A 6,807-nucleotide genomic window follows, 5' to 3' on the forward strand; every position below is an offset into this window, starting at 1 on the left:
GAAGAGCAGCACGGCCAGCGACCAGATGGCCGGCGTGGAGCCCGCGCCGGTGGCGGCGGTGAGGGTGGCGGCGGCGGCGGCGGTGCCGGTGGCCGCGAGCGTGTCGTTCTCCGGCAGGGAGGCGCCCAGGTTGGCGGTGCCCAGGTAGAACAGCTCCAGCAGCATGCCGACGGACAGGCCCCCGCCCACGTCGCCCAACAGGGCGCCCATGAACGTGGCGGCCACCAGGGGCCGGGACAGCATGGCCTGGAGGAACGCCTTGCGCTCCACGGCCACCAGTCCCCCCCAGAGACACGCGAGCGCCACCTGGGTCCAGCCGACGTTCACCGGCTCACCCGGCCTTCGACCAGCGCTCGGTCAGGTCCGGCAGGTCCACGGACTTCTCCGCGGGCACGGCGCGCGCCTCCACGCGCACGCCCTGCGCGGACAGCTGCTGCAGGGCCTGCAGCTCTCCTTCCGCCAGGAAGACGGACGGCGACACCTGGCGCCTTCCGGTGCCGAAGTGCACGTTGCCCAGGTTGAGCTGCTCCATGGCCAGCCCGTGCTGGAAGGCGAAGGGCACGGAGGCCACGTCCCTCAACAGCACCAGGGTGCGCACGCCGTCCTTGGACAGGGCGGCGAAGTCCACCTGGGCCAGGGGGAGGATCTGCACCTCGATGGCGCTCTGGACGGCGAGCGCCATGGCGGCACGGATGAGGGGACTGGAGGCCGCCTCATCGTCCGCCACCACCACTCGGGACACCTTGAGGTGCGGAAGCCAGGCTTCGACGACCTGACCATGGATGAGGCGGTTGTCGACGCGGACCAGGGTGATCACGGCAGTCTCGAATCGCCGACCCGTACGGGTCCGTCAAGTTCGCGGCTGCTGCTGAGCCTCGCGAAGCAGGGCGGATGCACAGGTGATGTTGCGCTGGCCGTACGACGCCAGCTGGTTGGCCATGTCCGACAGGGCCATCTGCTCCGAACGGAGCGAGTTGGCCTTCAGCAGCATGGGCAGATTGACGCCGGCCAGGACTTCCAGATTCATCCGCTGACACATCATCAGCGATTCCTTGCAGGGAGTACCTCCGAAGAGGTCGGCCATGATGATGACCCCGTCCCCTTCGTCCACGGTCTTCACGGCCTGCTTCATCTTGGCGCGGAGGTCCTCGACGGGAGCCCCCGGTTCGATGTTGCAGGTGGCCACGGCGGGCAGCTTGCCCACGATCTGTTCAGCGGTAGAGACAAGCTCATCCGCGAGACGCCCGTGCGATGCGATGACGAGGCCGACCATTGATCACCCCTGAGCCACTTCCCGGGAGATTTGCGTCCTACGCCCATCAACGACCGGACGCAACTCCGGCGAAGTTTTCCGCCTGCACCTGGGAACTGCTTCCCCAACGACTTCGCTTCGAAGGTAAGGCGACTGCGCCCACCATGCCTGGAATTTCAGGTCCGGGGAAGGGACACGGTGTCGTCTGCCGGACGGGGAGCCGGGCGCGGTCTCCCCACGCTCTAGTGGATGCGCGGCGAGGCCCCACGGTTGCGTGCCCTGGAGTGCGAGTCCGGTGTCCCCGCTCGGTGGGTAGGAAGCCGACCGTGCCATCACGTGGGAGTGGCTGTATCACCCGGGAATCCGTGGAGGGCCCGCGAGGTCCATCGATACTCGGGGCGTCCTGGTTTCCTGCGACCTGTCGCATCGGGTTGAGGTGTCTCAGTGGACGACCAGGCGAGCGCTCTGCTCCGCCGGCCGGATGCGGGCGGTGGCGCCGGCGCCGAAGGTGAGGAAGTCCTCCTCCATGCCGTCGCTGAAGATGACGCCGCCCTGAGGCATGCGGGACTCGAGCACCAGCTCCTGCCCGGCGGTGATGAAGCCGCCGACGATGTCCGCGCCGGAGTGGCGGCTGACGAAGGGCTCGCGCACGACGAAGGCGAGCTTCGCGTCCTCCCAGCCGAGCGACCAGGGTTTCCCCGGCGTGCCGCCCGTGCACCGGGTGAGCCCCTGCGCGAGCGCGAACACGGACGACAGCCACCCGCTGGAGCCCGCGCCGGTGGACACGAGCACGCCGCTGGAGGACTGCGACTCCTCCTTGCCGCCGTAGCGGACCTGGTAGCGGGCGGACACGTGCGTGCGCGCGCCGATGAACAGGTCGTTGAAGGCGAGCAGCCGCTGCCCGTCCTGCAGCCGCGCCTCCGCCAGCTGCACCTGGCGCACCCTCGCGCGCCCCTCCAGGGTGCGCTGCACGGCGCCCCGGGCGTCCTTCGGGAGGAAGGGCAGGAGCACGCCGTCGAAGCGCTCCGGATCCGGGTTGACGCCCACGAGCGGCTGGCTGCCCACGTACTTGGCCACGTTGGCGACGAGCCCGTCCTGCCCCACCGCCACCACCACCTCCTTGCCGGTGAAGAGGAAGGTGGGCACGAGCGAGCGGTCCACCTGCTGCACCGGCAACCCCACGTCCAGCTGGGAGCGCAGGCCGTCCACGGCGCGGCGGTAGGTGTCGTCCTCCGCCTCGAAGCCGTGGAAGTCCTGGCCGTTGTGCTCCACGTAGAACCTGGCCTGCTTCTTCGTGTTGAAGCGGACCACCAGGTCCGCCAGCCGCGTCTTGCGCGTGACGAGGACGACCTTCTCGAACATGGCGTGACTCCTTCAGCGCTCGAAGTGCTGGACGTCCGCGCGGCCAGGCTTGTTCGGCTTCTGCGCGGGGCCAGAGGTCGCGGGCAGGAGCGAGCGCAAGAGGTCCGGCGACACGTTGAGCTCGCCGATGCGCTGCGCGTTCTCGCCCATCTCGCGGAAGGCGAGCGCGATGTGGAGCGCGGGGTCGCCGCCGTTGGCGGACGTGGCCAGCAGCGTCTTCCAATCCACGTTCTTCACCGGCTCCAGCGTCTTCTCCAGCGTGTACGCGCGCGCGTCCGCGGACTGGCGCTCGTTCTGGGCCCAGCGCTCCATGAGGGCGGCGCGCTGCTCCTCCACCGCGATGTCCGCGGCCATCTTCGCCTCGCGAATCTGGCGCTGGCGCTCCTCCACCACCAACTCCGTGGCCAGCTCGCTCTCCTTGATGCGCCGCTCCTGCTCCACGGCCGCGTTGCGGCGGGCGTAGATGGCCTCATCCGCCTCCCGCTGGAGTCCTTCACGCGCGGCGGCCTCCAGCGCGCGCGCCATCTCCGGCGTGGGCTGGATGGAGAGCACGGAGAAGGCCATCACGTGCACGCCCAGCGCCTTCACGGATTCCGCCTCCGCCAGCGCCGCCAGCACGCGGGACTCCAGCAGGTCGGAGCGCACCAGCACCTCGCGCAGGCTCAAGGACTGCACCACCGCGCGGGCGCGCACCTGCGCGGCCTGCACCAGCCGGTCCGCCAGCTTCTCCGGATCATCGGAGCGGTGCCGCCCCGACGGCGTGATGGAGTAGTCCAACAGCCCCGCCAGCCGGCGCGGATCCTCCACCCGGTAGGTCAGCTGCCCCTGGATGGTCACCGGCTGGAAGTCGCGGGTGACCTCGTTGAAGGCGAACGGGACGTCCGCGCTGGACAGGGGCACCGCCACCAGCGTCGTCGCGGGCTTCCAGTAGAGGAAGGACAGGCCCGCGCCCTCCCGGACCACCTCGCCGTCCCGGTACTGCATCACGTACGTGGTCGGCGTTGACTTCATGTACCCGATGAACATCCGCGCATCCCCCTCACCTGCTGCGTTTGTGTAAGTTGGACACCATCTTAGTGTCTTAATTACACGTTCGCAACAGGGAGTGCGGGAAAGCGGTGGACGGGGTGGGCCCGGGCGGCCTTGAATCGGGGGCATGACGCGCAAGCTCGGGGAGCAGTTGGTCCTGGATGGAGTGCTGACGCCGGAGCTGTTGTCCCGGGCGCTCGCGCGGCAGCAGGAGACGGGGCTGAAGCTGGGCGAGTGCCTGGTGCGGCTGGGCGTGGACGAGACGCCGGTGTTGCGGCTGTTGGCGCAGGAGCTGAAGACGCGCTTCGTGTCCACGGAGAAGCTGGCGCAGGCGAAGGTGGAGCCGGCGCTGCTGGAGCGGGTGCCGGTGCGGCTGGCGGAGGGCTTCGACTTCATGCCGCTGCGGCTGGCGCAGGACGTGCTGTACGTGGCCATCTCCGAGCCGCAGCGGCAGCGGGCGCTGGAGGAGATCGCGAAGACGGTGGGCGTGGCGCAGGTGCTGCCGTTCGTGGCGGTGCGCAGGTCCATCCGCGCGGCCATCCGCAAGCACTACTACGCGGACGCGCACGCCTTCGAGCACCCGCCGGAGGACCTGGTGTGTCCGCACTGTGGCGCGTCGTGCAAGCCGGGGGACTTCCAGTGCGCGCGCTGTGAGCTCTTGCTGGTGCGCAGCGTGGAGGACCTGCCGCCCCGGGACAACGTGTCGCTGGTGCGCGCGCTGCTCACGCAGCCGGAGCAGACGGGGGCGCGCGGCGTGCCCAAGCCGCCGCAGCAGGAGGCGACGCGGGTGGTGACGTTCCAGGCGCAGGCCCAGGCGAAGACGAAGGGGCCGCCGGTGCGTCCGGTCATCGTCGCGGGGCTGGACCTGGTGAACCGGCCGTTGAGCCCGTTCGAGGCGTACGTGCTGTCGTTCGTGGACGGGCGCACGGCGCTGTCGGACATGGCGATGATCACCCAGGTGACGGAGCTGGAGCTGCGCGCGGTGTTCGAGTCGCTGTCGGAGCGCGGCGTGACGAAGCTGGTGGGCACGCTGGCGTCGGCGGAGGCGTCGTTCTCCGGGGACGGCACGCCCGTGTTCGACCGGAGTGAGCCGAAGCCGCCGCCGTCCGCGAAGGCAGGGGCGGCCCGTGCTCCGGCGGCCAGGCCTTCGGTGTCGCTGGCTTCGACGCTGACGGCGAAGCCTCCTCCGGTGGCGCCGGCTCCTCCAGTGCCCAAGGTGGAGGATTCGCAGGAGCAGGTGCTTCAGCGCGTGGTGCGGCTGGAGCAGGCGGGGAAGATGGCGGAGGCCCTGGACCTGCTGGAGCGCAGCATCGGGCTCTTGCCGAAGCCCGCGCCGCTCTACAACCGCATGGGGATGATCCTCCTGAACCACCAGCGCGACTACGAACGCGCCAGTGAGTTCTTCCAGAAGGCTTCGGACCTGGAGCCGGAGAGCAGCGTCTACACGATGAACCTGTACTCCGTGCTGGCCCTCCGGGCCGAAGCCACGAACGCGGGACAGAAGAAGCCCCGGCGCTGAAAGAGGAGTCCATGCCCTCCCCTGCTGAAGCGTACCTGCTGGACTTCCATGCGCGCCTCGCGGGCGTGACGTCGCGGTGGTTCGGTTCGTCTCCGGTGCAGCGGAATGGAGAGACGGCGGCCTCCAGCTACGCATTGCTGGAGGCGGTGGTTCCAGCCGACGGTCCGCTGACGGTACTCGACGTGGCGTGTGGGGATGGGCACCTGCTGGAGCTGCTGGCCCGGAGGAAGCAGCCCGGGCTGTCACTGCTGGGGCTCGACATGAGCGAGCATGAACTGGCGGCGGCGCGTGCCCGGCTGGACGGGTCAGCGACGTTGGTTCATGGGCGGGCGCAGTCGCTTCCGTTCGGGGATGCCAGCGTGGATGTCGTGCTGAGCCACCTGGCGCTGATGCTGATGGACGACGTGGAGACCGTGCTCGCGGAGTTCCGGCGCGTGCTGAAGCCGGGTGGACGGGTGTCCGTGGTCGTGGGCGGTGGAGACCTGGCGCCGGACAACGCGCTGAGGGTGTTCGCCGGACTCATGAAGTCCCGCCAGGGCACGGAGCCTCCCCTGATGCTGGGAGACATACGGGTCCGCTCCGAGGACGGATTGCGCACGCTCTTCGCAGAGGGCTTCGTGGACGTCACGGTGCAGTCCCTCTCCGTGCAGGGTGATGGGTCTCCTCAGGAGGTCTGGGAGTCGCTGTTCACGACGTATGACGCGGACCGCTTGTCTCCGGAGGCCCGGGCGTCGCTCCAGGAATCATTCCTTCAGGCCGTGCAACCGCTGCGGCGTGCGGATGGGAGCGTTCCGCTGAGCTGGGGCATGCGGCAGCTGACGGCGACCCGGGCATGAGCATTCCCAGGAAGGGCACCCGCCGGGTTCGCTTCGGTGAGACTGATTACGACTGGCGCATCCGGAAAACGCCCACGTACTCCCAAGGCGTCGCTGATTCGCCCATGCTCCTGGCAGTCCAGGCCAGCGAGGAGGTCCCGCGGCGCGTGCTCGTCGTCGACCTTGGCGTCAGCCGGCCGGATAACTGGATGGCTCCGCATCAGACCGGCGTCACTCCGGGCATGGTTCGCGACATCATCCGGCGGGCACTCGCAGCGGGATGGAGTCCCCTGGGCGCGGGTCCTCCCTTCCGCTTCGACTACCGCGTGGTGAGGGAGACCATCGGGACAATCTTCCCAGAGCCCAAGCCCAAGAAGACCGAGCCCCAGCGCGTCAGGAAGACCCGGGTGATGCGCAAGCTGAACAAGCCTGTCAGCCGCGACTCCAGGCGTCCTGCATCACGTTGAATTGAAGCCCTGATCAGTTCCCGGGCGTCCACGGGACGACGTGCAGGGTGTTGCCGTCCTCCTGGGGCTTCGTCTCGTGGAGCGTCATCGCGTCGCGCGTGTGATGCACGATGAGCGAGTGGACGGGCAGCCCCGGCATGGCTTCCGTCAGCCACGCGTAGCCCTCCTCGGGGGTCTTCGCCTCCAGGACGCAGACCGCGGCGTGTCCCGTGAACGCGGCGTTGCAGAGCATCTGCATGTCCTCCAGCGTTCGCACCTCGTCCGCGAAGACGAGGTCCGGGTCCTGCCTCAGGAACGAACGCAGCGCCTGCGCCAGCATCAGCTCCCCGCCCACCTTCACGACGCCAATGGCCCCTCCCGGCC

Annotated in this window: 9 protein-coding genes; 3 read left to right on the forward strand and 6 right to left on the reverse strand. The window is 69.2% G+C overall.

The genetic code is table 11. The features are described from left to right. The 5 genes from D7X55_RS33050 to D7X55_RS33070 all read right to left on the reverse strand — a co-directional run. Window positions 1-327: PTS sugar transporter subunit IIC (locus D7X55_RS33050; RefSeq protein WP_147470303.1), on the reverse strand; the 327-nt coding region annotated here is incomplete at its 3' end. Between the two features lie 4 nt (window positions 328-331). Further along, window positions 332-817 carry a PTS sugar transporter subunit IIB gene (locus D7X55_RS33055; RefSeq protein ID WP_120551833.1) on the reverse strand — a complete coding sequence of 162 codons (486 nt, stop codon included), beginning with the start codon at window positions 815-817 and terminating at the stop codon, window positions 332-334. Window positions 818-850: 33 nt separating this feature from the next. Further along, window positions 851-1,273, reverse strand: coding sequence for a PTS sugar transporter subunit IIA (locus D7X55_RS33060; protein ID WP_120551834.1), 423 nt, complete (start codon window positions 1,271-1,273; stop codon window positions 851-853). Window positions 1,274-1,693: 420 nt separating this feature from the next. Then, window positions 1,694-2,614: an NAD+ kinase gene (locus tag D7X55_RS33065; protein WP_121725146.1), complete on the reverse strand. Its 921-nt coding sequence runs from the start codon at window positions 2,612-2,614 to the stop codon at window positions 1,694-1,696. Between the two features lie 12 nt (window positions 2,615-2,626). Then, the gene (locus D7X55_RS33070) at window positions 2,627-3,640 is read right to left on the reverse strand and encodes an SPFH domain-containing protein (RefSeq protein WP_120551836.1); all 1,014 of its coding nucleotides are present in this window, start codon (window positions 3,638-3,640) and stop codon (window positions 2,627-2,629) included. Between the two features lie 130 nt (window positions 3,641-3,770). Here D7X55_RS33070 and D7X55_RS33075 point away from each other — a divergent pair, with 130 nt between their 5' ends. The 3 genes from D7X55_RS33075 (at window position 3,771) to D7X55_RS33085 (ending at window position 6,444) form a co-directional block, all read left to right on the forward strand. Continuing rightward, window positions 3,771-5,162, forward strand: coding sequence for a general secretion pathway protein GspE (locus tag D7X55_RS33075; RefSeq protein WP_121725147.1), 1,392 nt, complete (start codon window positions 3,771-3,773; stop codon window positions 5,160-5,162). Window positions 5,163-5,173: 11 nt separating this feature from the next. Further along, window positions 5,174-5,998 (forward strand): class I SAM-dependent methyltransferase, encoded by an 825-nt coding sequence (locus D7X55_RS33080; RefSeq protein WP_121725148.1) that lies wholly within the window; start codon window positions 5,174-5,176, stop codon window positions 5,996-5,998. Between the two features lie 104 nt (window positions 5,999-6,102). Then, window positions 6,103-6,444, forward strand: a complete 342-nt coding sequence (locus D7X55_RS33085; protein WP_147468452.1) for a hypothetical protein — start codon at window positions 6,103-6,105, stop codon at window positions 6,442-6,444. 13 nt (window positions 6,445-6,457) lie between these two features. Here the strand turns inward: D7X55_RS33085 and D7X55_RS33090 are convergent. Further along, window positions 6,458-6,807 (reverse strand): ATPase, T2SS/T4P/T4SS family (locus tag D7X55_RS33090; protein ID WP_167510911.1); only part of this gene is annotated, 350 nt, incomplete at its 5' end.

It is taken from the genome of Corallococcus sp. AB049A (genome assembly GCF_003668885.1).
Classification (GTDB): domain Bacteria; phylum Myxococcota; class Myxococcia; order Myxococcales; family Myxococcaceae; genus Corallococcus; species Corallococcus interemptor.